Source organism: Phocaeicola sartorii JCM 17136 = DSM 21941, from assembly GCF_054653615.1.
This window is the reverse complement of record NZ_BAAIFW010000005.1, coordinates 2639649-2661227: the sequence shown is the minus strand read 5'-3', so window position 1 is coordinate 2661227 and position 21579 is coordinate 2639649. Positions and strand designations below refer to the sequence as shown.

At 41.3% G+C, this 21579-nt stretch carries 17 protein-coding genes; 9 read left to right on the top strand and 8 right to left on the bottom strand.

Annotated features, from left to right (window positions below):
- Nucleotides 1-11 precede the first annotated feature (11 nt).
- On the top strand, nucleotides 12-839 hold the full coding sequence (ispE, locus tag ACYQ0C_RS11280; protein WP_016277615.1) for a 4-(cytidine 5'-diphospho)-2-C-methyl-D-erythritol kinase: 828 nt from the start codon (nucleotides 12-14) through the stop codon (nucleotides 837-839).
- Between the two features lie 88 nt (nucleotides 840-927).
- On the opposite strand, the gene ACYQ0C_RS11275 is transcribed toward ispE, so the two are convergent.
- From ACYQ0C_RS11275 to ACYQ0C_RS11255, 5 genes are read right to left on the bottom strand one after another with little or no spacing between them, the layout of a single operon-like run.
- Nucleotides 928-3807: a PD-(D/E)XK nuclease family protein gene (locus tag ACYQ0C_RS11275; RefSeq protein ID WP_016277614.1), complete on the bottom strand. Its 2880-nt coding sequence runs from the start codon at nucleotides 3805-3807 to the stop codon at nucleotides 928-930.
- A complete protein-coding gene (locus tag ACYQ0C_RS11270; protein ID WP_016277613.1) occupies nucleotides 3807-6983 on the bottom strand; it encodes a UvrD-helicase domain-containing protein in 3177 nt (1058 codons plus the stop codon). Before ACYQ0C_RS11270 ends, ACYQ0C_RS11275 begins: the two co-directional genes overlap by 1 nt.
- Before the next feature lie 33 nt (nucleotides 6984-7016).
- On the bottom strand, nucleotides 7017-8318 hold the full coding sequence (locus ACYQ0C_RS11265; protein WP_016277612.1) for a sensor histidine kinase: 1302 nt from the start codon (nucleotides 8316-8318) through the stop codon (nucleotides 7017-7019).
- A gap of 57 nt (nucleotides 8319-8375) precedes the next feature.
- Nucleotides 8376-9716, bottom strand: a complete 1341-nt coding sequence (locus ACYQ0C_RS11260; protein WP_016277611.1) for a sigma-54-dependent transcriptional regulator — start codon at nucleotides 9714-9716, stop codon at nucleotides 8376-8378.
- 36 nt (nucleotides 9717-9752) lie between these two features.
- Nucleotides 9753-11525 (bottom strand): AAA family ATPase, encoded by a 1773-nt coding sequence (locus tag ACYQ0C_RS11255; protein ID WP_016277610.1) that lies wholly within the window; start codon nucleotides 11523-11525, stop codon nucleotides 9753-9755.
- A gap of 205 nt (nucleotides 11526-11730) precedes the next feature.
- Here ACYQ0C_RS11255 and ACYQ0C_RS11250 point away from each other — a divergent pair, with 205 nt between their 5' ends.
- Nucleotides 11731-12270 carry a glutathione peroxidase gene (locus ACYQ0C_RS11250; protein ID WP_008668754.1) on the top strand — a complete coding sequence of 180 codons (540 nt, stop codon included), beginning with the start codon at nucleotides 11731-11733 and terminating at the stop codon, nucleotides 12268-12270.
- Nucleotides 12271-12300: 30 nt separating this feature from the next.
- Here the strand turns inward: ACYQ0C_RS11250 and ACYQ0C_RS11245 are convergent, their stop codons facing one another.
- From ACYQ0C_RS11245 to ACYQ0C_RS11235, 3 genes are read right to left on the bottom strand one after another with little or no spacing between them, the layout of a single operon-like run.
- Nucleotides 12301-12528: a UBA domain-containing protein gene (locus ACYQ0C_RS11245; RefSeq protein ID WP_005839961.1), complete on the bottom strand. Its 228-nt coding sequence runs from the start codon at nucleotides 12526-12528 to the stop codon at nucleotides 12301-12303.
- Complete coding sequence (locus tag ACYQ0C_RS11240) at nucleotides 12525-12998, bottom strand: DUF3990 domain-containing protein (protein WP_005852647.1); 474 nt, start codon at nucleotides 12996-12998, stop codon at nucleotides 12525-12527. The genes ACYQ0C_RS11245 and ACYQ0C_RS11240 overlap by 4 nt, the downstream gene beginning before the upstream one ends.
- Nucleotides 12995-13423 (bottom strand): DUF3791 domain-containing protein, encoded by a 429-nt coding sequence (locus ACYQ0C_RS11235; protein ID WP_005852645.1) that lies wholly within the window; start codon nucleotides 13421-13423, stop codon nucleotides 12995-12997. Before ACYQ0C_RS11235 ends, ACYQ0C_RS11240 begins: the two co-directional genes overlap by 4 nt.
- Nucleotides 13424-13733: 310 nt before the next feature.
- On the opposite strand from ACYQ0C_RS11235, the gene ACYQ0C_RS11230 reads away from it, so the two are divergent.
- The 7 genes from ACYQ0C_RS11230 (at nucleotide 13734) to ACYQ0C_RS11200 (ending at nucleotide 21530) form a co-directional block, all read left to right on the top strand.
- Entirely contained in the window at nucleotides 13734-14150 is a 417-nt protein-coding gene (locus ACYQ0C_RS11230; RefSeq protein ID WP_016277608.1) for a DUF2442 domain-containing protein, read from the top strand.
- 998 nt (nucleotides 14151-15148) lie between these two features.
- On the top strand, nucleotides 15149-15697 hold the full coding sequence (locus ACYQ0C_RS11225; RefSeq protein ID WP_016277607.1) for a UpxY family transcription antiterminator: 549 nt from the start codon (nucleotides 15149-15151) through the stop codon (nucleotides 15695-15697).
- An 82-nt stretch (nucleotides 15698-15779) separates the two neighbouring features.
- Complete coding sequence (locus tag ACYQ0C_RS11220; RefSeq protein ID WP_025077169.1) at nucleotides 15780-16163, top strand: hypothetical protein; 384 nt, start codon at nucleotides 15780-15782, stop codon at nucleotides 16161-16163.
- Nucleotides 16164-16889: 726 nt separating this feature from the next.
- The gene (locus ACYQ0C_RS11215; RefSeq protein ID WP_016277605.1) at nucleotides 16890-18452 is read left to right on the top strand and encodes a lipopolysaccharide biosynthesis protein; all 1563 of its coding nucleotides are present in this window, start codon (nucleotides 16890-16892) and stop codon (nucleotides 18450-18452) included.
- A 27-nt stretch (nucleotides 18453-18479) separates the two neighbouring features.
- Entirely contained in the window at nucleotides 18480-19370 is an 891-nt protein-coding gene (locus ACYQ0C_RS11210; RefSeq protein WP_007835148.1) for a glycosyltransferase family 2 protein, read from the top strand.
- Between the two features lie 57 nt (nucleotides 19371-19427).
- Nucleotides 19428-20684 carry an O-antigen ligase family protein gene (locus tag ACYQ0C_RS11205; protein ID WP_244964590.1) on the top strand — a complete coding sequence of 419 codons (1257 nt, stop codon included), beginning with the start codon at nucleotides 19428-19430 and terminating at the stop codon, nucleotides 20682-20684.
- 18 nt (nucleotides 20685-20702) lie between these two features.
- On the top strand, nucleotides 20703-21530 hold the full coding sequence (locus ACYQ0C_RS11200; RefSeq protein ID WP_007835151.1) for an alpha-1,2-fucosyltransferase: 828 nt from the start codon (nucleotides 20703-20705) through the stop codon (nucleotides 21528-21530).
- Nucleotides 21531-21579 lie beyond the last annotated feature (49 nt).

The window sequence follows — 21579 nt, the reverse complement described above, 5'->3', positions numbered from 1 at the left end:
AAGAACAGAATATGATTACATTTCCTAATGCAAAGATTAATTTGGGACTTAATATTATAGAAAAGCGCCCGGATGGATACCACAATCTGGAAACTATATTTTATCCGATAAACCTGCAAGACGCTCTGGAAGTGACACGGCGGGAAAACAATGACAACGAATACACTTTACACCTAAGCGGATCTCCTTTGGAGGGTGAGCCCGAAGACAATCTGGTAGTAAAAGCCTACAAGTTATTAAAAAAAGACTATCCCGGACTGCTGCCGGTAGATATACACATGTACAAGCATATACCGGCGGGTGCCGGACTGGGGGGCGGATCATCAGATGCCGCTTGTATGATAAAGCTTCTGAATGATAAATTTTCATTGGGGCTCAGCACCGGACAGATGGAGGAATATGCGGCAAAACTAGGGGCGGACTGTGCTTTTTTCATTCAAAACAAACCTGTTTTCGCTACCGGAATCGGGAATCTGTTCGAGCCTGTGGAATTGTCATTAAAGGGATATCACATTATCCTGATTAAACCTGATATTTTTGTATCCACCCGGGATGCGTTTGCCGAAATAAAGCCTGTGCGCCCGGCTGTCTCTTTGAAAGAGATTGTAAAGCAGCCTATAGAAACATGGAAAGACAGTATGAAGAATGATTTTGAAGATAGTGTCTTCAAAAAGTTCCCCGAGATTGCTGCCATAAAGGATAAATTGTATGATTTGGGTGCGGTGTATGCCGCCATGAGTGGTTCGGGGTCTTCCGTCTATGGCATCTTCAAAGCACCGATAGAGAATGTGGAAGATAAATTCTGTGGATGTTTTTGCAGACAGAGGGCGTTGGAATAGGAAATAGGGAATAGTAGTTAGTGATCAGTGGTTAGTGGGCTGCGCTGTCATGCCGCAGGTATTAACCACTAATCACTAACCGCTACAGCTATCTTCTGCATAGGGCCTTGAAGTCGCAATAGGCACATTTTTCTATGGTTTCTGTTTGGGTGAATGATTTTTCCGGATGAAAGATTTCTTCTAATAATCCTTGAAGTCGTTCACGGTATTCCTTTTCATAGTTGCTGAAATCTTCCACGGCTTCTTTGGGTTTTCGTGGCTCGCCCATTTGTATAACGGGAGAGTAAGTTTCTGTGGCGGCCCGATGAATATAGAGAAGGGCCGGAGCTATCTTCATCGTTGGCTGCTTGCGGCATAGAATGGCGGCATACAGGAACGTCTGGAATACATAGTTGGAGCGTTTTTTGTCCGGAACAAACAGAGACTCCACGTTGGGTGGGGTGTCTGCGTCACCGCCTGTCTTGTAGTCCACAATGCGGAGTGTGCCATCCTTGCTGTCCATACGGTCGATAATTCCCCCGATACGTGATTTGATGACTCCTCTGGGTGTCTGTATGTCGATGGGTTCGTCCACTTCTATTTCCGACGCCACAAAAGTGAAGGGAGCGTAACGTAAATCGTTTTGTAAAAGTTGTTTTAAATATCTTGCAATAACGGCAGAGTTAATAAGTTGTACGCCATTATATTCCGGTTTCTCGTTTTGCGGCACATGAAAGAATAATTCCTTGAAGGCTGCATCCACATAATCTTGCAGCTTCACTTCATTGCGCAGCAGCGTTTCCAATGCCTCCTTATGAATGACTTTGCCATGAGTGGTCAGGTCTTTATAAATATGCTCGGCGGCGTAATGGAAAAAACTTCCGAATGTGGCGGAGTCTATTTCCGCACTCACCTCATCGGGGGCGGAGAGACCGGCTACGTACCTATAATAAAATTTTAAAGGACAATCCAGGTAATAGTTCAAGGCTGATGGAGAAAATTTTGCTTTGGGATTGGCACGGACATCAAACAGGTTTTGCATCCGGCGCATGACATCCGGGGTCTTTTCTACAGTGATAGGCGAGGTGCCTTGGGGGGACTGTCCGGCCTCCAGAAACTGACGTGTGATGGGGTGAGGCCATTCAATAAGGAATTGCAGCATGAAACGGCTCCATTCGCCGCGGTTCAGTCCGTCCGAACTGGTATTGTACATCAAGGTAATCCTTTCTGCCCGTTGCAGCAGACGGTAGAAATAGTATGCATATACGGCAATCTTATGCTCTATGGTGGTCATTCCGAAAGCTTTGCGCAGGTTGTAAGGAATAAAGGAAGAGTCTCCTCCCGATTTGGGAAGCTGCCCTTCATTGACCGACAGTAATACCAAGTGGCGGAAATCCAGGTTACGTGTTTCCAATACCCCCATGACCTGCATACCAATGGCCGGTTCGCCATGGAATGGAATATTAGTCGCTGACAAGACCTTGACCAGCAATCGCCGGAAGGTTTCGGGCTGTACGGTTAATTCATCTTCTTCTATCAGTGTGCGGAAACGGTTGATGGTGGTATAGGCTTTAAAAAGCGACTCCCGGTAAAGTTGGTTGAATGCATCTGTGTCCCCGGTACCGGAAGTGTTTGTCTGGTAGATACCTGCCACTTGCTGCAAAGTCTCGGACAGACGTATGCACAGATTCAGGTTTCCGGAAAGCGGAGTGAAAAGCCGGGTCAGGAATTCGTCTTTGCCCAATTCGCCGGGTAACGGATAGAAACGGTTGTCCCGGGTCAGTTCTTTTTCCAACAATTCGGCCTGGCCGGTGAGTTGGCGGGTATAGGGATGTTTTAACAGCGTAACAACCGATTGAAACGTGTAACGGCCGCTTTTGAAATTAAATCCGTGGGTATGCAATTCCAGTAAGGCGATGAGGAAACTATATACAGGAGTTTGCGATAACGGAAATCCCATGGTGATATTGACATGTTTCACTTCTGCCGGCAACGAATGGAGGACCGGTTGAAGCAATGCTTCGTTACACAATACGACTGCGGTCTCCTTTTCCGGTGTGGTCAGATTGTTCCGTATCCATTGAGGCAGGTAGCGGGCTTGTGCATTTTCAGTGGAAGATGCGATATAGTGTACTTCTTTAGGCTTCGAGAGATTGTTGAACAGTTCATCGGGCAGGGGAGAAGGAAAGTCGCGTAAGTTCCGGCGGATAAATTCTCCGGCTTCATGGGTGACGGCTTGTCTGTTTTCCCTCCTGTAAAATTCGTCGTAGTCCCAATAAAAGACAGCTTTTCCGGCATCTCTCAATTGGGTGAACAGCGTATGTTCCACTTTGTTCAGCACATTAAATCCTACAAAAACATATTTCTCGTAGGGAAGTTTGTCCACATCCAGATGCTCTATCACGTGGCGGTACATCATTCCTTCGTAGGCAATGTTTTGAGAGGCTAAGGATTCACGGAACCCTTTGTAGATGTTTCCCAATACGTCCCATAAGGAGATAAACCGTTCTTTCAGCGCTGTTCTCCGTTCGATGGAGAAGTTCTGGAAGAACTGCCGGATAGCTTCTTCCTGCTCATCGTCAATGAAGGTGTAGTCGTCCATGATGTTGCGCAGATCCTGCAAGTTGGAAAACAGTTTGTCGGTATCCACTTTGTTTTTGTCGGCATCGTCAAAATCACTGATCAGCATTTCTCCCCAAAAATAGAAATCATCCAGTGTTTCCGTACTTTGAGTTTCCCGTCGGAATATCTTATAAAGTTCGCATACCAGTTTTACCGGATCACCCACTTCCCATGGAGAAAGACTACGGAACAATTCGCTGATGCTGACGTATGCGGGCGACCAAATAGGTGAGTCCGACTCTTGGGCGAGATACTCATTAAAGAAAAGTCCGGCACGTTTGTTGGGAAAAACCACGGCTGTATGTGCCAGGTTTCCTTCCGTATGTTTATATAAATCGGCTGCTACCAGTTTCAAAAAGCTTTCCATTATTCTATTTCCTCCAGTTCGTTGTTAAATACATACCATAAATAGCCACGGATATGCTCATATCCCATATTCGATAATAAATCCATATATTCTTTCACCTGCTTGTTGTAAGCCTTCCGTTTTTTTCCGAATTTAAAGTCCACCACAATCACCTCCCCGTCTTTTATCATCACGCGGTCCGGACGGCGGGTTTGCAACACTCCTTTTTCCCGATAAATAATGGCACACTCATTGTATAGTTCCCAGCTGCCCGAATACCATTCTTTGACCAGCGGATGCCTCAAAGCCCATTCGGTGAGTTTTCGTATCTGTTCTTCCTGTTGTGCCGACTCTATGATTCCTTCGAAACGCAGGCGTTCTATGGCGGGAGGCACATCGTCCGTGGTACGGATTACGGAGAACAGATTATGCAACAGCTGTCCTTGCCGGATGTATTTGTCTTCCGTTTCCTCTTCTCCCCGGATAAATTCGGCAGAACGGTTGGACTGCTTGAATTCGATGTTGGTTTCCAGCGTTTCCAGATGAATAGGCAAACGTCGGGCTACAGTCAGCAGCTTGTTGCCGGACACTTGTTTTTCCTCTTCGTGAGAGGAGAGATAGAGTGTTCCCAGTTCGTATATTTCTTCTCCGGTGGCATAGCTCTTTCCGGTCATGTCGGATAAGGCATTGCCTAACAATTCGGATACCGTTCCTTTCTGTTCCGCCTTTCCATATATAATCAAGTTCTTTTTGGCACGGGTAAATGCTACATAAAGCAGGTTCAGATTATCCACCCATAATTGCAGGCGTTCGTTCAGGAACTCTTCCCGATAAATGGATTGCTGCATGGCTGTGGAATAGTTGATGGGAACAATGTCAAGATCGCTAAACGGAGCTTGCCGGGGAGCACACCATACCAGATGGTTGTAAGTCTCATTCTCCATTTTCCAGTCGCAGAAGGGTAGCAGTACGGTATGATATTCCAATCCTTTGGACTTGTGGATGGAGAGAATGCGAATTCCTTCCACTTCGCCGGAAGGGATGGTCTTGCTGCCTAGTTTTTCTTCCCAGTAGGTGATAAAAGCGGATAATTCGGAAGAATTGCTTTGCAAATATTCCGTCACCGCATCAAAGAAGGCGCACAGATAGGCATCCTGTTGTTCGATGCAGGACATCTGAAACAGATTGAAAAGTTTTTCCATCAGTTCATACAGTGGCATGAGGCGAAGCTGCTCCAGTTCTTCTGTAAAAGCGGATGGCAGATAATCATCTATTTCGTTCAGCAATAGAGTGTTGAGGTCTATTCCTTTATGTAATACTTCATTCTGATAAGCAGCAGCCAGTTGCGCCTTGGCAATCCGGTTTCCGGGTTGTGACAAGCAGCGCAGACCATCCATTATCATACATACCGCCAGTGAGGCATCCAGTCGGAATGCCTCATCGGATACGATTTTGTAAGACGTGTTCTTGTCGAAGTAATCGGCTATTAAAGGAATGCTTCTGTTCTTGCGTACCAGGATGGCCATATCTTTCAGTTGTACACCCTGCGCCACAAGCCGCTCCACTTCTTCTCCCAAGTGGTGCAGGGTGTTTTCCATATAGGTCATGTCTTCCGTATCCGACAGAAATTCCACTTTGACATACCCTTTTCCGGGATCTTTGTATGTCTCCTGACACACGTCGCTGTAGGCTTCCTTCAGTTCCTTGCATTCCTTTTTTTGTTCTTCCTTGTAAATGTTGTTCAACACCTCGCAGGCGGCTGTAAACACTTCGTTGTTGAAGTGAATGATGTTTGCGGCACTCCGGCGGTTGGTGGTCAGTGTCTTTACTTTGACGGGAAAGGCTTCGATGTTTGTTTTCAGTCCGTTCAGTATGCCCCAGTCACCGTTTCGCCAGCGGTAGATGGATTGTTTCACGTCTCCTACAATCAGGCTGTCGGCTCCTTGGGACAGTCCTTCGAGCAGCAACAGACGGAAATTGTCCCATTGCATACGCGAAGTGTCCTGAAATTCATCAATCATTACGTTGCGTATGGTCGTTCCTATTTTTTCGAATACAAAAGAGGAATCTCCTTCTTTTACCAGGTTATGAAGCAACGCGTTGGTATCCGACAGCAGGAAACGGTTGTTCTCATGGTTCAATTCGCGTACCTCCTCGTCTATATTGGCCAGCAGACGGATATTGTTTACGTGGCGTAGGGAGAGTTGGCAGGAATTGGCCAGCATATTGTTCCGGCTTCTGTATTTTTCCGATTCATTCAGCAGGGGAATCAGTTCTTTTTCTGCCAGGCCTATGATAGCGTTGCGTATGGGGGAAGTTTTTTTCACCCATTCGTCGGGGCAGTCCAGACATTTTTCCACTGTTACATTGCGGACGCTGTCATCCAGTTTACCCGATTGCAGTTTATTAAAATAGCTGGCTATACCTCGGGAGCCGTTTTTCAGATCTTCTACTTTCACCCCGTCTGTATCCAATATTCCGAAGAATTGATCGGCAAATCCTTTCATTTGTTCCTGCACCTCTTCCAAAATGGCTTGCAGCGTCTTGTGGTAGTTCTTGATACAGTCTTTGTCCCGTAATTTTTCCCGTAGTCCGTTTCCTTTTTCTATATATCCTTCATCGAAGATGTTTCGTCCGAAATTCTTTATCTCGCCGGAAACATTCCATCGTTTGTCATCGGCTATTCTTTCTTCTATATATTCCAACAGCCAATAGAGTACGGGAGATTTCCGGTCCAGCTTTTCTATCATGGAGTCCACGGCATCACTCAGTACTTCCATATTGTTCAGTTCGATATTCAGATTGGCGCCCAATTCCAGTTCCCGTGCCAAATTACGCATCACCGACTGGAAGAATGAGTCAATGGTTTCTACCCGGAAGCGGCTGTAATCATGTATCATGTAGTGCAGTGCCGTACCGGCGGCTGTCCTTATGTCTTCTTGGGGCATTTGCAGCTCTTCTGTGATTTTCTGTAAATAGGGGTCAGAATCCTTATCTTTTATCCATATTCCGTATAACTGGCTCAGAATCCGCTCTTTCATTTCGGTAGTGGCCTTGTTGGTAAAGGTCACTGCCAGTATATTACGGTATGCCCGTGGGTTCTGTATCAGCAGTTTTATATATTCCACAGCCAGTGTGAATGTTTTTCCCGAACCGGCAGAGGCTTTATAAACTAATAATTCAGGAGAATGTTTCATTTTAAATAATTTGTCAATTTGCCAAGCACATTATTAATTAAAGACCAGTACGAAAATAGTATCCTGTCCCTTTTCCTTGTAAGGTAGCAGGGTCAGTGTGCCTCCGCTCAGTCTCATAATTTGCTTGCTCAGGCTTAGGCCGATACCGCTTCCCTCATCCTTGGTGGTGAAAAAAGGTACAAAGATTTGTTCGGCTGCATCGGGAGGAATGGCAGGGCCGTTGTTGGCTATTTCGATACGGATACTTTCTTGTTGGTCACAATAGGCTTTTATGGTAATCCTTCCGTCAGGAGCAGTACCTATAGCCTGAATCGCATTCTTCAGCAGATTCGTGACGACTTGGGCTATCAGGTTCTCGTCGGCAAAGACTATCAGATCTTCCCGGGCTTCGAGGATGGAAAAGGTGATGTTGGGGCACGGATGCTGGTGCTGTGCCAGTTTTATCATTCGTTCCAGGAAGGGAAGAACATAAAATAGAGATGGCTCAGGCGCTGGCAGGCGTGTCAGTTTACGATAGGACATGACGAAGTTTATCAATCCTTTACCTGTGGTGTGGATCGTTTCCAATCCTTGCTTCATCTCTTCGTTCTCTGCGCCGGGAAGTGCCAGCAGCGTTTCGCTGAGGGAGGTCACAGGGGTCAGGGAGTTCATAATTTCGTGTGTCAGCACGCGGGTGAGGCGTATCCATGAATCTATTTCCCGCTCATCCAATTCCCGGTTGATGTCACTCAAGGCAATAATGCGGAGTTCCTCGTCTTTGATCCGGATGCCGGACACCCGTAAGGCAAGATGCACCGTTCCCCGTTCGGTGTTGAACTGAATTTGCAGCTTGTCACCCGGAACTGCTTTTTCCAAAGCAGTCATCAGTTCATCCGAGATGCGGGAGAGTTGTTTGACATGAGTCAGAACATCCAGTCCCAACAGATTCATGGCCTCTTTGTTTTTTTGATAGACGGAGCCTTTGCTGTTCAGTACTACAATGCCGGTTTCTACAAAGTCCATAATCAGTTCATAGTATTTCTCGCGTTGTGCCGTTTCCTGCTTTACATTGTACAAAATACATGCGATGCGGTTCAGCATGACATTGACCATAGTGGAATCACTGGGGGAGGCATGTTCATAAAAACGAACGGCGGGGTCATCATTTTCGATAGCATCGAGCAGAAAGGCTATTTTTCGAGTATTAAAAGTGTACAGGCGGTAAAACCAGCCTATGGAAACGAGGAACGAAGGTATAACGATACATAGCCATAGCCAGTTGCGTTGCTGAATCAGCAGGGTGCAGGCAATGGCTAGAACCAGTACGGTAAATAGGCGGAAGAAGAATTGTTTCACAGCTTGATTATTTATTGTTTCGTTTGGATGTTTCTTTAGTTCCTATTTAAAAATAGGTCATAGTCCGAACTTTTTCATCTTGTTATAAAGCGTCTGCCGGGTAATTCCCAACTGTGCCGCTACTGCCGAGAGGTTTCCGTTGCATTTCTCTATCGCTTTCTGAATCATTTGCAATTCCATCTCTTCCAGAGTTGAAACACTTGTCTCTGTCGCAGGAGCCGCTGCTTTTCGGGGAAAATGAAAATGTTCCTCGCTCAATATACCATCTTCATTGATAATGACCGCTTTCTCTACGGCATGTTCCAGTTCGCGTATGTTTCCATACCACGGATGTGTCCGTAATTTTTCTTGCGCACCGGTAGAAAGAAGGATCGTTCCTTTGTCATATTGTTTGCAGAACCGGTCTATAAAGCGTTCGGCCAAAGGGATAATATCCTCTTTGCGTTCCCGCAGAGGGGGAATCTCGATGTGGATGGTATTGATGCGGTAAAGCAAATCCTCGCGGAATTTGCCTTTGGCCACCATCTCTTCCAAATCACAATTGGTGGCGCAAATCAAACGTATGTTGACCGGTATCGGTTCGTTGCTTCCTACTCGTACCACGCTTCGGCTCTGGATGGCGGTGAGCAGTTTGGATTGCAGGTGATAGGGCAGGTTGCCTATTTCGTCCAGAAACAAAGTCCCTTCATGGGCGGCTTCGAACTTACCTGCACGGTCGGCATGGGCATCGGTAAACGAGCCTTTTTTATGGCCGAACAATTCGCTTTCGAACAGGGATTCGGTGATGGCACCCATGTCCACTGTTATCATATCCCGCCGGTATCGGGCAGACAACGCATGTATTTCCCGCGCCAGCATTTCTTTTCCTGTGCCGTTCTCTCCTGTAATCAGGATATTGGCATCCGTTTGCGCCACTTTCTCTATCAGCGTCCGCAGTTGCTTCATGGCATTGCTTTCTCCCCAATACATAGAAGATACGGTTTTAGGGACTTCCGCTCTCTTCTTGTTCTTGGAGGAATTGCGGCAGGCAGACAGCAAGGTTTCTATCAGCCGGGCATTGTTCCAGGGCTTGACGATGAAGTCTGTCGCCCCTTCCTTGATGCCGCGTACTGCCAGGTCTATGTCAGCGTATGCTGTGAAAAGTACTACGGGCAGGGAGGGTTGTATTTTCTTTATTTCATGTAACCAGTACAGACCTTCATTCCCGGTATTCAGTCCGCTGCTGAAATTCATATCCAGCAGCACTACTTGTGCGTTTTCTTCACGCAACGCAGCGGGCAGTGTGATGGGTGAGGGCAGTGTGACAATATGTTCGAAATGGTTTTTCAGCAATAGCTTTACTGCCGACAGCACTCCTTTGTTATCATCTACCACAATGATGGTTCCTTGTTTGCTCATAAATCGTTGTAGCTTCTTTTTCCTTTTAAGATATCTTTAGTTGTACGTTTCATGCAAAGGTGCTATTTCTTCGCACACTCTCATTTCCATTCCTTTATAGACCACTACTATTTTGTGTAGCTGTGTGGTGCCTACAGCATTTTTCACTCGGTCGGAATCAGCATAACGATTTGCCTGAGCGACCCCTTCCAGCCTCAGTTCTTCCACACGACTTTCAGAATCTTTGTATTTGGCATATTTCAACTCTATGATATAACTGTGCTTCATGTCCGGATAGATTTCCAGCAAAGGACACAGGAAAAGATCAGCGTATCCTTCTTGTGTATCCGCTTCAGAAATAGGGCGGTAGAAGCGGTTTTGCGCTGTCATGGCCAGTGTGAATCCATGTACGAAAAACTCTCCTTTCTGTTTGTCACGTTGTGAAGCGTAACGTTTCAGACAGTCGGCTATGTAACCGAAGTAGGCCTGCCAGTCGCCCCGATAAGCAAGTTTACTGGCTAATTCGTCTTTCTCATAACTGCTGAAACTAAGGTCGGCCTCATTGTATGTATTCAGCAAATAGGTGTATAGTTGCTCTTCCACTACCTGATTGGGAATGGTGAGTTTGTTTTTCCCTTCGTGCATTCCGCTGATGGTAAGCATACCGAAATAATAGAGCAGACTCACGAAATTGTCCGGATCGACAATATTCGCAGCCGGAAAGCTATCCTTCAGTTCTCCGGTGATATATCCTTGACTTACTAGGGTTTGTATGATGGAGGCATCATGAGCAAACTCCTTGTCCTTGCGAATCAGCATCCGGAGTTTTTCGTAGTCTATGCGTATGTTGCTTTCTATCATTTTCTGTGGCGCTTTGCCGCGCAGAATATAGTTTTTGACAAAATAGAGAACCATGTTGGAATTGTACAGGGTGGTTTCTCCGTAGCATTCCGGTGCGAAGCAGTAGTTGTCATACCACGGCTTCATGATATCTATCAGTTGGCCGACGGTATGGTTGAACGGACTGTTTGTGGAATAATACGTCAGCATCTCACGCACTTCCTTTTCCGTGAATCCTGTCATTTCGTTGAACTCTGGTGAGAGGGAGTAATTGGTACCTATATTGAATCCGCTGGTGAGATCATCCATGGTTACGGGGCTTACTCCGGTGATGAAGCAACGCTTGATGCAGGAATCAGTTCCGGCTTTCACTTTGTTGAAGAATGCGCGCAGGTAGCCCTCTTTGTGTGTCTCTTCAGTGTATCGGTGCAGACTTTCGGCATCGGAGAGAATGGTATTGGTAAAGTGGTCATACTCATCGATAAAAAGATAAATTTTCTGCTCAGTCTTGTTGCACTCCGTAAACAGATATTCCAATTGTTCTACCGCTCCTGATTTTTCATCCAGCTTCTCTTTGATACCTTGTGGGAGATAGTCGGCATAGATATCGCAGAAATAGTCGAACATGGTCTGGCAGTGTGCATCCAGTCCTTGACGGTAGTTGTGCAATTCCCCGCTGATACCGGAAAAATTGAGTTTCAGCACCAGATAGCTGTTGCGGTCCGGCGTGGGGTGCTTTCCTATGTAGAGGTCTCCGAACAGGGCGTCAAACTTATCGCGGGTACGTACATCATAATAATGTTGCAGCATACTCAAGGTCAGACTTTTGCCAAATCGCCGGGGACGGATGAAGAAGAAAAACCGGTCCGACTGTTCTATCAGTGGGATGAAGGCGGTTTTGTCCACATAATAATAATTGTCGAAACGGATGTCTGCAAAGTTCATCATGCCGTATGGCAATCGTTTCCTGTTTGAAGGTGCATATTCCATTAGTTATATTGTTTTTTTATGAATAAACTCTGGTAAAAGAGATATGTATAGCATACAAAGATACTTTCTTTTCCCTGCTTCTCCAAAAAACAAAGGTTCTTTTTGGTAACATGGAGGAAGCTGTCCGATAGGTATCCGCCAATCTTTTCTTTCAGAGAAAACTTTTCAAGTTCATGAATTGTTCTATTATAAAATAGCATTTCAAATGAAAACATTTATATTAAGCATAATTGTAACCATGATCACATCGGTAGCTGGCGCACAGCAAAAAAGTTTTTATGACTTTACGGTCAAGACTATTGACGGGAAGGACTTGCCACTTTCCACATTCAAGGGTAAGAAAGTATTGGTAGTCAATGTGGCATCTAAATGCGGTTTCACTCCCCAATACGCCAAGTTGGAGGAATTGTATGAGAAATATGGAAAAGATGATTTTGTCGTTATCGGATTTCCTGCTAATAATTTCCTGCATCAGGAACCCGGAACGAATGAAGAAATCAAGGAGTTTTGTACGTTGAATTATGGAGTGACTTTTCCTATGATGGCTAAAATATCTGTAAAGGGAAAAGATATAGCTCCCCTCTATCAATGGCTTACGCATAAAAGTGAAAACGGGGTTTCGGATGCTAAAATAGGGTGGAACTTTCATAAGTTTCTGATTGATGAAAATGGTAGATGGGTTGCCTCAATCGGCTCTACTACCAGTCCGCTTTCACAGGAAATTGTAGAATGGATTGAAGAATAAAATGACCAGAAGATAAATAATGCCCTATTGTTATTGTACCAGCTTTCCGTTTTTCAGTTCCGACATCAGCAGGTCATAGACGTATGCCGGGCTTTCGATATACAGGCCGGTGGAGAAGTCTTCCAGTTTGACGAATGTCTCCGAATTGTGGAATGTGGAGATGGCTTCCTGCAAATCCATATCATTACGTTCCACCAAGTAACGGACTACATCGGCGGATATTCCTTCAAAGAGGAATTTTGCGGTATTCGTGTTCATAGTCGTTTCAGCATTTTAATCGCTGCCTCTGAGTGAAAGAAATATTGTGAAGTCACTTTCGAAAATGTCAGTTCGTGCAATAGTTGTTCTTCGTTAATAAAATTCTCGGTGTATAAACGTAGCAAGCGCGCAATGGTATCATCGGCAACAGGGCCAATTACGATATCGTAATCGTGGCAAGGCTGAGTAGTGTTTATATCGCGGTTCGACATGACAAAACGTGCCCATTCCCAGTCTGGCTCCTTGAAAACCTTGACTTTCAATTCGCTCGACTGCGCTTCTTCGAGGTCAAACTCAAACATAGTCAGAGTGGGGTTTCCGCTGAACATCCGCGCTGTTCTTGCGGCCATCCTTTGGGCCTGTTCCCTAATGTCGGTCAGGTAAAATCCTCTGCCGAAATCCTTATAGGGGCGGCATCTGTTGAGGTCGATGCCGTCGATTGCCGTATTTGAACCGTGGTAAAGTATCATCGCAATGTTCCTCCATTGTTTTGGCAGACGATGGTTAGGTCATCCACACAGTCGTTAAAAGAAAGCGTGTGTTCCACATCGTAAAATTCGGTGAGAAAATCAATGCCTTTGAAACGTCTGATATAATTGCTTGCCTCCCGGATTGTCAAATCGTGACGGCGCGCAAATTCGACAATGACCGTCATCACATAATCGATTAGGTTCTTGTCCGCTTTCTTTTTGGACTTGAGCGCCACTATCGGTTCGACACCCAACGCCTCCGCTATGCGGTTGACAGTGCCAAAATTAACACACAGACCGTTTTCCACTTTGGAAACCATTGCTTTTTGGACGCCAATCATCACCCCGACTTCTTCTTGTGTCAATCCTTTGTTTTTTCGGCATTGGGCCAAAAGTTCTCCTATTTTTTGCAAATTCGTATTCATACCACAAAAATAGATAAAGTTTCTTGTGTAGGAAACTTTTTAACTACAAATATATTCTTTAGATAATTATTATCTTTCCAATTAAATGGCAGCTCTGCTCTGACACGCAAGAACCCGTGTGCCGGATGATGATTGTTAGGAAAACAGGAGGGAAATCAGTTCCTTTGTACATCATAGGTTATGGAACGGTGGTTCGAAAAGAGTTGTCGCTATTTTTTTGCTTATTTATTTGTGGGGATAAATATTTATCCCTATATTGTATTAGTAAAATTAAAAATATCATGGAGAATGATTATTAAAACTGAAAGTTATGGATACAATAAAAGACATTTGGTTTGATGCTAACCGCATTTATATGAAAACGGATGGTGGAGAAACTTTCAGCCGTCCCTTAGAGGCATTCCCTTTGCTGAAGGATGCAAGTGACAGAGAGCGCCTTGATTTCAAGATAGGAAAGTTTGGTGACGATATTCGTTGGGAATCATTGGATGAGGATATTCATATATCCAGTTTTTTCGATACAGCGGAGCCGGATTATGAAAATGAGATAGCAATGATATTTAAACGTTTCCCTCAACTAAATGTGTCAGAGGTTGCACGTAGTATGGGAATAAACAAGAGTCTTCTTTCCAAGTATATCTATGGTATTAAAAAGCCGAGTGATATAAGGAAGATGCAGATTAAAGAGGCTCTCCATCTTTTGGGAAAAGAATTACTTGCCGTTTGATTAATCTCTTAATAATAGTTTAGGTGTGATTCCATTTGGTTTCACGCCTTTTTTATGTTAATTTTTCCACAATCATAGTTTCAACAGAAAGATAATTAAATATAAGGAAGATATGGCTAGAATAAACAAATACGGCTATGTTGCTGCGTGACGTTTTTGCATCCGTCAGGGAGATGCGGTGAACAAGCCAAGCTCGTACAAAGAACCGGGCAAGCATGTGATGCAGACAGGGTAGGCGTGTACCGAGTACCAGGTAGCCTTGTTCGCTGTATCTTATATCTTAACCATCAGAGCGATGATGTGCTCAGAAAAGTTTGCATCAAGGCAAGCACACCTACAATCTGTTTCTTGTTTGCTTTTTAAGTAATAAAGAAACATCACTAAAAATAGCGGAATATATTTTCGTCCTATTTATTAAATTGCTATCTTTGCCACGTTTTCTACGCTGATACTTCCGCAGGGAAGTTATGGGAGGTGGGAAATATACATATATAGAAAAGACGTTTACTTGACGTTTTGTTCTTGACGCTTCGAAAATTTGCACCTTTTGAAATTGCTGTCAGAGACAAAGCAACAGTGGATGTCTGCGGGGTATGTTTATATCCTTGGTGCGCCTTTGTTGGTCAAAGGTGTATTCAAGTGTTGTTATACATATCGGCGTGGGCTTCTGCGTTGCTCGTTCAGACAGCAATGGGCAGTGCAAAGCCTTCGAAGTGTGGGACGAGTAACAGGTACAGATTCCCGCGCTTTTTTTATATATAGGTATTACAAATTTCTGATTTAACATATATGAACCGTCCGGTTCGGGAATCTGCGGAAGGTCATCGGTTGACCCGACAGGCTGCATCTACATCGTGCGGATTTCTATCCTCCATTTGTTGAAATAGCTTTTCTCCGGTCAGCTTAATCACAAGAGGCCGATTCCTCTTGTATTTTACGAAACTCCTCGTAATTGATTGAATTGCAGATAGATATCTGTACTTCAAAGCTCCATAACTATGCTTTCAAGTGAAAAAATGCAATGGTTTGCCATGCGTGCCACCTATCGCCGGGGGATGCAGATCAAGGCTTTGTTGGATAAAGAAGGAATCAACAACTTCATCCCCATGCGTTACGAAGTTCGTATAAGGAACGGGCGCAAGAGGCGTGAGTTGGTTCCTGTTATCAGTGATCTGATATTTGTTCATGCCGTCCAGTCCGAACTCCAGAAGGTGAAGTTTAAACTTCCGTATCTTCAATACATGATTGATATCCGCAACGGACAGAAAATCATTGTGCCCGATGATCAGATGAAGCAGTTTATCGCTGTGGCTGGAACGTATGACGAGCATCTTATCTTCTTTAGTCCCGATGAGGTGAACCTGCGTAAAGGTACGAAAGTCCGTATTACGGGTGGTGACTTCGAGGGCTACGAGGGGGTGTTTGTAAAGGTGAAAGGTGCGAGAGACCGTCGTGTGGTTATCAGTCTGCAAGGAGTGATAGCCATGGCCATGGCGACGCTTTCGCCGGACTTGATAGAAGTGATAGAAGAGCCGAAGAAGAGATGACTTCATTTGCTACGTTAAACATTCTTATTCCTTGATTAATGGGAAAGTAAACGATCTGATAATATAAATCTTATATATAATAATGTGTAGAACCACATCCATGCCGTCCGGCATCCGGCTCCAACAGCTGATTCAGAATCAGCATAAGGAAATCTTAGCCAGGGAACAGAATAATGATAAGTTCATTCATCTGTATGACATTGGTGCGTATTGGGTGGCCTTTGAACGTTCCGCCTGTAGGTTGAGCGGTTTGTTTTCTGAAAGTGAGCTGACTTTGTTTCGTGTCCCGGGTTGTGTGGAATATGTGGTGATGGCTTCCGTTCCTGCCGATGAGGCGGAGGGCTGTTTGGGTGAGTACATCCTTTTGCACGATGGAATTTACCGGAAAGTATGGTTGGAGCATTCTTTACCGACGGGGGATTATCGTCACTGGCATGAGATGGCCGTGAGGTCTTTTTTGTTGTAAAGAAAAGTATGTGGACTTCGTGAGGCAAGTAAGTGGTGTTACTTTGCTTGGGAACATATCTTACTTTGCTCACGAAGATATCTTACTTTTTTCAGTGGAATATGGTCATCGATCATGTTCTATAGGAAATACCCTGAAAAATCCTTCAAAAGCTTCATCCTGCTCGCAAACGCCCTACCCGTGGGCATTCCGGCTGAAGGATTGGGTTCGGGAATCCTTCAGCTGGGGATTGGAATGTTTCAGCCGAACTGATCTTCTTCCGATTTTTGGGGAGTCGTTTTCCTGAAGGATATTTTCCGGCTGAAACATTTCACGATGCATATCCTTCAGCCGGAATGCCGACAGGCAGGACGTTTGCGGAATGGCTGAAAGATCTGAAGGAAAAGTAAGGCGGTTCGGCATGTAGATGCCATTATGGAAAAAACAACAGGTCAAATTTTAAAAAGCTCTTGTTCTTTTAATGAAAACGTCTTGTTCTTTTTTTTAAAGACCTTGTTCTTTTCGGAAAAGGACAAGACCTTTGAAAGGTTAGTAATGTGCGTGCCGGAAGATTAGTAACGTGTGGGGTGACACGTTACTAATGTGTGGGCTGTAAGATTAGTAATGTTACAGGTGGAAGATATATATCTTTCAAGTGATTTGAATATATTAATAGAATCAGGATACATATTACGGGACTTGTCTATTATAGACATAATATTTTAATGTGCTTTTTTATAATTGAAAATGTCTGCTTTATCTCAGCAAAATAATAAAAGAATAGCTAAAAATACTCTATTACTTTATTTTCGTATGCTTTTCAGTATGGGAATAGGTTTGTTTACAAGTCGTATTGTACTTGAAAGTTTGGGAATAGAGGATTATGGCATATACAATCTTGTTGGTGGTATTGTTACAATATTTGCTTTCTTAAATTCGGCTATGATTGCAACTTCACAACGTTTTATTTCATATGAGTTAGGAAAGGGAAATTTACATAAACTTAAAGATGTTTTTTGTACGACTTTAACTATACACATAGCTATTGCGTTTATTATTGTTGTTTTATCGGAAGTAATAGGAGTTTGGTTCCTCAATACCAAACTGAATATTCCATCAGATAGAATGATGGCTGCCAATTGGACACTCCAATTATCTATATTCGTATTTGCTGTGAATGTAATCAGTGTTCCTTATAATGCTTCTATTGTGGCACACGAAAAAATGAGCGCATTTGCATATATTAGTATCTTCGAAGTTAGTTTGAAGTTAGCAATAGCCTATTTGCTGTTATTTATATCTTATGATAAATTGATTGTATATTCAATTTTGGTATTTTGCGTTGCATTGCTTTTACGTTCCTTATATTGCTTTTATTGTAAAAGGCATTTTGAGGAGTGTCATTATACTTTTAGCTTTAATATTGAACAATTTAGGGAAATGTTTGCCTTTGCTGGTTGGAGTTTGGTTGGGAATTTAGGATTTTCTTTTAAAGATCAATTATCTAATATTCTCTTGAATCTATTTTTTGGTACAGTTGTTAATGCTGCACGCGGAATATCAGTTCAGGTAGGTTCGCTAATAAATAGTTTTTCTGCTAATTTTATGATGGCGATGAATCCACAAATAACAAAATCGTATGCAGTAGGAGACTTATACAGATCTAAAGAGTTAGTATATGCAGGTTGTAGATTTTCATTTTATTTGTTAGCTGTCATTTCCCTGCCTATAATGATTAATATTACCTATATATTAAATTTATGGTTGGTAGAAGTTCCACAATATACGGATATTTTTCTGATATTAACGATTGTATGCAATCTTTTGTATGCTATATCTAGTCCATTAACAACAGCCATGCAAGCCACGGGAAGAATCAAATGGTTTCAAGTAATAATTTGTATTGTTATGCTGACAGAATTACCGATAGCTTATTTATTGTTATCAATTGGATATCCGCCATATTCAGTTCTCTATGCATCATTATTTGTTACATTATTGGGGGTACTTATTCGGATAGTTTTAATAAGTAGAATCTTGCCCATCTATGAAATTAGATACTATGTGACACATATTTTCAGCAAAAATATACTTATTGTGTTTATCACCTATTGTATAGTTTATATCTTACATAAAAAGATGGAACAGGATAGTTTTTTTACAGCTGTTCTTTCAAGTTTTATATTAGAACTTATTTTATTTTCTCTTGCCTATTTATGCGGTCTTTCATCAACAGAAAGATATGTGGTAAACCAAAAGTTAGTGACCATTTTAGAATCAAAGCGGAGAAAAAATAAACAAAAAAAATGATTTAATATTTAGTTTGTATTAGTGCGTATGGAAATAGAAATTAATTATTCTTTTATAATACCTCATAGGAATGTACCACATCTTCTTCAACGATGTATTGATTCAATTCCCAAACGTGATGATATCCAAATAATTATAGTTGATGATAATAGTGATCCTAAGATCGTGAATTTTGAGTGTTTTCCAGGCTTAAATGAAAAATGTGTTGAGGTTTATTTTACAAAAGAAGGGAAGGGAGCGGGATATGCCAGGAATATAGGATTGACTTATGCAAAGGGAAAATGGTTTTTGTTTCCTGATGCAGATGATCATTATACAACAGATTTAATGAACGTTTTGGATAAATATGTGAATAGTAATTATGATATAATTTATTTTGCCTGTGATCATATCATAGAAAAGACCATGGAACATTGTGATAACATTATCTCTATACAAATAAAATCTTATCTAGAAGGACATAAAGACATGATAAATAATATACGGTATTATTTATGGGCTCCATGGAATAAAATGATAAAAAAGGAACTTATTTGTGAGGATGTAGAATTTGAGGAAATTGAAAAGGGAAATGATGCTTTATTTTCTGTAAGAGTTGGATATAGATCAACTAATATAAAAGTTATTAAAAATAAAATATATGTTTATTATACACGGGAAGGAAACATATCTACATCTAAACTAACATTTGATAAAATGTATAGTCTATTTACTAGTAGGTATAGAATTTACCAATATTTGTGCTATGGTAAAATAAGAAGATATAATACTGCACTTTGGAGTTGTTTCCGATTAGCTTTAAATAATAGGGATATTCTTTTTGCAATTTTTTTTGTGCTCTCAATTCCCTTGTATAGATTCAATCCTGTAAAAGAGAAAAAAAAGGCCTATTCTATGTTCCTAATAGACAATAAATAAAAAAAGATGCCATCTGTTCTTCTATTCATCTACTTTTGTTTCGTTCTTCTTAAAGATGTGAAAAAAGGTATCATACAAATAGTTGTTATTTTGCAGATATTCATATATTTAACTCTGTGGAATACGAGTCTTCGCCTGATTTATCCGACATCAGTTTTGGCTATTTGTATTTTTGTTTATCGGAAATGCAGAAAAAGAAGATTAGTTATATATAGATCAAAAAAAGGAAAATATCCCATATCGTTAATTCTTATTTCAGTCTTAACTTCAATCAGCTATTTAATTTCTAATTATTTGGCATTATATCCTCCTGATAACATGCTGACCTTTGCTAACATATATTTCTTTTTCATTTTACCCGTGTTTTTATGGTATTCATTGGATTCTAGAAAATATATGATATATTGTTTGCAACTTCTTAGTGGATGTATGTTATTTGCCTGTGTTTATTCTATTATAGAAGTTCTTTTTAATAAGAATATTATTCAGGACGTATTGCTGAGCTTATTTGATGTACATGGATATATAGCCCAAGGTGCGGAAAGATATGGTTTTAAACGAAGTAATTCTATATTTTCTTATTATCAGCCTTTTGCTTTATATTGTTGTATGTGTTTTTATCTTTACTTTTTTTGTAGTCGGTATTATAATTATCCATTGAATAAAAATAAAGTAACAAAGCTATTATATTTCCTTCCATTATGCACTATTCTTACAGGGACTAGGGCTGGGTATGTTGCCATTCTTATTGGTATACTGCCTTATTTATTGAGTGTAAACATTTTCAGGTATAAAGTTTTTTATAGAATAGTAGGTGTGTTTTTAGTATCATGTTTGTTTTTTTGGAAATTCTATTTTACTCTTATTTATTCTACTTTATTTGCTAACAAAATGGACGTAGGTAGTAGCAGTGGTATGAGACTAGAGCAATGGGGATCTATTTTATGGGCTTTTGAGCAAAATGAATTATGGGGAAATGGGAGCTCATATTTGTGGAATGTTGCCACACAGAATAATTATGAAATATTAGGTGCTGAAAGTATTTGGTTTTCTTTATTGATAGATTATGGAATAATGGGTGGCTTAATGTTTATTTTTCTTGTATTAGTATGTTGTTTTTTGATTTATAAATGTCAGAAAACTGCTGTGCTTTTTCCTGTTATATATTTTGTTTTTTTATCTCTATCTGCTCCGATTGATGAAAATATAAATATTCTGATGACTTTTGTTGTTATCTTTTTAAGAATGGACTATTGGAGTCGAGATTCTGAATTAAAGTGGTGTAATATAGTTATATCATCTACTCATAGGTGAACAAATGGAAGTATTGAAATGAAATTTTTTGTTTTTGGTGGAGGATTAGGTAACCAACTTTTCCAGTATAGTTATTATAGATATTTGAAGAAGAAATATCCTTCAGAAAGAATTTTGGGAATATATCCTGATAGTTTAAAGGCACATAATGGGATAGAGATTGATAAATGGTTTGATATAGAATTACCTCCAACTTCTTATTTATATAATAAATTGGGCATTCTTCTATATCGTGTGAATCGCTTTTTATATAATCATGGCTATAGATTGTTATTTTGTAATAGGGTTTATCCTCAATCTATGAAACATTTTTTTCAATGGGGAGATTGGCAAGATTATTCTATTATAAAACAAATAAATATTTTTGAATTTCGCTCGGAACTTCCTATAGGAAAGGAAAACATGGAATTTCTTAAAAAAATGGAGACCTGTAATTCAATCTCAGTGCATATTCGTCGTGGCGATTATTTGAAAACAGATTTAATACATATTTATGGTGGTATATGTACATCGAAATATTATCGGGAAGCAATTAAATTCATGGAACAAGAGGTAGAAGAACCGTTTTTTTTCTTTTTCTCTGATGATTGTTTATATGTGGAAACAGAATTTGCTGATATAAGAAATAAAATAATCATATCACATAATAGAGATGATCGCAGCTTCTTTGATATGTACCTGATGGCTCATGCTAAAAATATGATTTTGGCAAATAGTACCTTTTCATGTTGGGCAGCTTATTTAAATAGGACAGCAAAAATAATTATAACTCCAGACCGATGGGTGAATACTGATTTTTCAAAATTAGAAGCTTTGCCAAATGAATGGATAAAAATTCGTGTATAATTTATAGGCAATGTTCAAATGCTCTAAGTAACATATTAATAGGTCTTTA

Excerpts from the sequence above, each read along its gene's own strand:
- ACYQ0C_RS11260 (WP_016277611.1), bottom strand. The coding sequence starts at position 9,716 with ATGAGCAAACAAGGAACCATCATTGTGGTAGATGATAACAAAGGAGTG.
- ACYQ0C_RS11250 (WP_008668754.1), top strand. The coding sequence starts at position 11,731 with ATGAAAACATTTATATTAAGCATAATTGTAACCATGATCACATCGGTA.
- ACYQ0C_RS11270 (WP_016277613.1), bottom strand. The coding sequence starts at position 6,983 with ATGAAACATTCTCCTGAATTATTAGTTTATAAAGCCTCTGCCGGTTCG.
- ACYQ0C_RS11255 (WP_016277610.1), bottom strand. The coding sequence starts at position 11,525 with ATGGAATATGCACCTTCAAACAGGAAACGATTGCCATACGGCATGATG.
- ACYQ0C_RS11240 (WP_005852647.1), bottom strand. The coding sequence starts at position 12,998 with ATGATACTTTACCACGGTTCAAATACGGCAATCGACGGCATCGACCTC.
- ACYQ0C_RS11200 (WP_007835151.1), top strand. The coding sequence starts at position 20,703 with ATGAAATTTTTTGTTTTTGGTGGAGGATTAGGTAACCAACTTTTCCAG.
- ACYQ0C_RS11220 (WP_025077169.1), top strand. The coding sequence starts at position 15,780 with ATGTGTAGAACCACATCCATGCCGTCCGGCATCCGGCTCCAACAGCTG.
- ACYQ0C_RS11210 (WP_007835148.1), top strand. The coding sequence starts at position 18,480 with ATGGAAATAGAAATTAATTATTCTTTTATAATACCTCATAGGAATGTA.
- ACYQ0C_RS11215 (WP_016277605.1), top strand. The coding sequence starts at position 16,890 with ATGTCTGCTTTATCTCAGCAAAATAATAAAAGAATAGCTAAAAATACT.
- ACYQ0C_RS11245 (WP_005839961.1), bottom strand. The coding sequence starts at position 12,528 with ATGAACACGAATACCGCAAAATTCCTCTTTGAAGGAATATCCGCCGAT.
- ispE (WP_016277615.1), top strand. The coding sequence starts at position 12 with ATGATTACATTTCCTAATGCAAAGATTAATTTGGGACTTAATATTATA.
- ACYQ0C_RS11225 (WP_016277607.1), top strand. The coding sequence starts at position 15,149 with ATGCTTTCAAGTGAAAAAATGCAATGGTTTGCCATGCGTGCCACCTAT.
- ACYQ0C_RS11230 (WP_016277608.1), top strand. The coding sequence starts at position 13,734 with ATGGATACAATAAAAGACATTTGGTTTGATGCTAACCGCATTTATATG.
- ACYQ0C_RS11235 (WP_005852645.1), bottom strand. The coding sequence starts at position 13,423 with ATGAATACGAATTTGCAAAAAATAGGAGAACTTTTGGCCCAATGCCGA.
- ACYQ0C_RS11275 (WP_016277614.1), bottom strand. The coding sequence starts at position 3,807 with ATGGAAAGCTTTTTGAAACTGGTAGCAGCCGATTTATATAAACATACG.